Below are 2,956 nucleotides of genomic sequence, written 5' to 3'. Positions count from 1 at the left end.
GGAATGACAGTTCACTGTTGAACTGTAAGTTCGACAATGCCTAAGCTTTTCACTTAGGAACGTGTCGCACCTCCCTCTGGATCGATAATCATTGCATGCGTATCTGCAAGTGATGTTTCACGAGCGAGCTTCATTTTTAAAAGTAAACTTTTCCCGGAACCTGAAATTCCTGTCACACCAATGTTATAGTTTGGTGGACGATAATCTGCATTCCCGAATGAATTTAAAAATTCTACTTGGCCATTAATTTTGTTCTTTCCTATTGGTATCCCACCATTAAATCTTCCGGATCCTGATACAAAGGGTGCAAATGTACATAACGCACGTCTATCGATATTTCGATAGGTATCTTGCAGCGTATTTGGTGCTCCTAGTGGCATAGTAGCTTTCAAACCACTCTTCACACGGTTCCAAGTACTTGCTATCTTAAAGTGAGATGCTTGCATTTCATCTTCAATATACTCACATAAAACGTCCAATTCTTTCTTTGATTCTGCGTAAGCAACACCCATTGTACTCACCATATAGGAGTCGTTTTCATTGAACTGGATTTCATCCATTAAATTGTTTGTATCTTGAATTTTTGCATCTAAGTCTTTTTCTTGGTCAATGTTTCCTCGTGTACGTTGGAAAGAAAGATTGGAACGTAACATCGTCAGCTGCATATCTAATGATCGCATTGCTTTAGCTTTTGGTTCTTTATGAATATCGATCATGACATCCACTTCCCCAGCCAAAGTTAACATGTTGAGCCAATTGGTTTGCATCATACGCGGGTACCCATCACGTGGAATATAAAACGGACGAAAGAACGTATTACTTCCTAAAGATTGTTTAATGACCCCATAATCTTCTGCATCAATTTTCATTCCTTCTGGAGCAATAACATCAAACACTGTTGTTTGATTGTCTAATTGCGTCGGTATTTCCTCTTCTTCCAACTCTTCCTCCTCTAGCTCCAATTCATCCCTCTCTTCTGCTTCTATTTTTTTCTTTTCCTTTTTCTTTTTTCCGAACAACTTCATGTTTACGCCACCCCGTTATTTGATTTTTCCGCCTTTTCTTCCGCTAGCACTTTCTTCATTAACTCTAGTTTTCTTTCATTCGTTTCCCCTGTTGAATAGAGGGAGAAATTCTCGTTTTCAATTAAGTCCTGGAAACGAGCTTTTATAGCTTTACGACGGTTAAATGCTACATATAAAAGTTCTATTAATTTATCTTTCGTTAACATTTCTACATTAATTTTTGCTTTCGATAGTAGATTTCGAGATGCATTATAACGACGATATAGTTCGTTAAATGCCTTATCTACAATCTTTTCTTCTAACTCGTCCTCTGTATCAGCCGTAATCGTACTAATATCAACCTTGTATGGATAAATTAAATAACGTTTTTGTTCATATCGAGGTTGCGAACGTTGCCAGTACTCTAAATTATCAATAACTTCTTGACCATATAGAACCGTCTCTGGTGTAAGGTCCTTCGCACCTTTCATCGTTTCTGTCATTTTTCGTACAGGATCTGTTAAATCTACAAACTTACTTTGAATATATACTTTCGTATTAAACTCTAATGTGGTTAACCATGATTCAATTTTGATATCAATCGCTTCTTGTTCCATATTGGAAAGTAAATAATAGTTAACTGGATGTGCTTCCGCAATCAGGACAAATGTGTCATCATGATACCGAATCATATGATTATCAATTTCCTTAATGTCCTCTACAAAATTACGAAAGAAGTCAACATTATCCTCATCAATTTCCGATTCAGCAGACATATTTTTTTTATTTTTCTTTCCAGCTTTTTCAGTAGTGTGTTTCTCTACTCCACCTTGCTTTTTCCCTTTTTTCTTAGAACCAAACAGCGGTTTTCCATTCATTTTTCGATAAAAGAAAAATCCTACAATGGCTATCGCCGCAAAATATATCATTTCTAACATTTACAGATTCTCCTTTGCCCATGTAGTTGGCTCGTACCCTTTTCTCCACTTACCTTTTTCGGAGCGGCTACGCATTTTAATAATTAAATACTTATCTAGATACATGTGTTGTTTTTCTTTATATATAAACGCAAACGCTATTACACTTACTACCGTTGGTAGTGCTAAAATTAAGCAAATAAAAAATGCTACTACCGCATCAATAGGTGCAAATAGTCGCCATAAAAATGGTACATATAAATAAAGGGATGCTCCGCCACCCAATAGATAAATCAATTGGCGCTTGCTCAGCACACCTAGTAGTGTTTTTTGTTCCGAAGTCATATCAACAGGAACGGTTACTTTTCTCATTCTTTTTCCTCCCTTGTATAAGAGAAGCTCTCCCCAAATCGAGGAAAGCTTGTACAAACTCTTATGTTAGATTGTCGTAACCCAAGCAGCGATATCGTACGCTTTGATCATGACAAAGCCTCCAATTGCTGCGCAGGCTAAACCAATCATAGCTTGTGTACGGTTTTCAGGATTCTTCCCTTGTGCACCAGATAGTTTAATAGCTGCAAATACAACGCAAGCTGCCACCCATATTCCCCCAAAACCAATTAAGGTTTTCACCAAAGTGTTCATGCTTTTTTGGACGGTTTCAGCATTGGCACCACTGCCACTACCACCAAGCCCCTTCGTAAAGCTACTTTTTGCCAGTAAGAAATCTCCTACTGATGTTGTCATAAGTTTTGCAGACAACCAATTCAACATAATTCCTGCACCTCCAGGTGTTTTTCTCGCAAAACGCAAAAAGACCTCAATACACGCACACGTCCCCTAAGGACATGGCGCATATTGAGGTCTTCTCTTATATGCGAACTGATTAATTTTATATTTTTATTGTAAAATCTTATTACTTTTATATTATAGCAATACGTTTTTATAAAAACAAGACCTTGTTTGGTCATCTCCCTGTCAAGTAGACAGTAATAAAAAGAGTATTATGCCACGGCCTTTTCCCGATATTCTATC

The 2,956-nt window shown here is 37.3% G+C and carries 2 protein-coding genes and 2 pseudogenes; all 4 read right to left on the bottom strand.

Features of this window, described 5'->3' with window-relative positions; all coding sequences use genetic code 11:
• Window positions 1–71 precede the first annotated feature (71 nt).
• Window positions 72–1,025 (bottom strand): annotated as a pseudogene (locus QO049_RS30320) (hypothetical protein); the annotation flags it as partial.
• A gap of 2 nt (window positions 1,026–1,027) precedes the next feature.
• A complete protein-coding gene (locus QO049_RS30315; protein WP_097842876.1) occupies window positions 1,028–1,942 on the bottom strand; it encodes a hypothetical protein in 915 nt (304 codons plus the stop codon).
• Entirely contained in the window at window positions 1,943–2,293 is a 351-nt protein-coding gene (locus QO049_RS30310) for a PrgI family protein (protein WP_001233534.1), read from the bottom strand.
• 66 nt (window positions 2,294–2,359) lie between these two features.
• Window positions 2,360–2,778 (bottom strand): annotated as a pseudogene (locus tag QO049_RS30305) (hypothetical protein).
• Window positions 2,779–2,956: the final 178 nt, after the last annotated feature.

The sequence above is a fragment of the Bacillus sp. RB3 genome (assembly GCF_030164735.1).
Lineage (GTDB): Bacteria > Bacillota > Bacilli > Bacillales > Bacillaceae_G > Bacillus_A > Bacillus_A cereus.
This window is presented reverse-complemented; position numbering and strand designations above follow the sequence as displayed.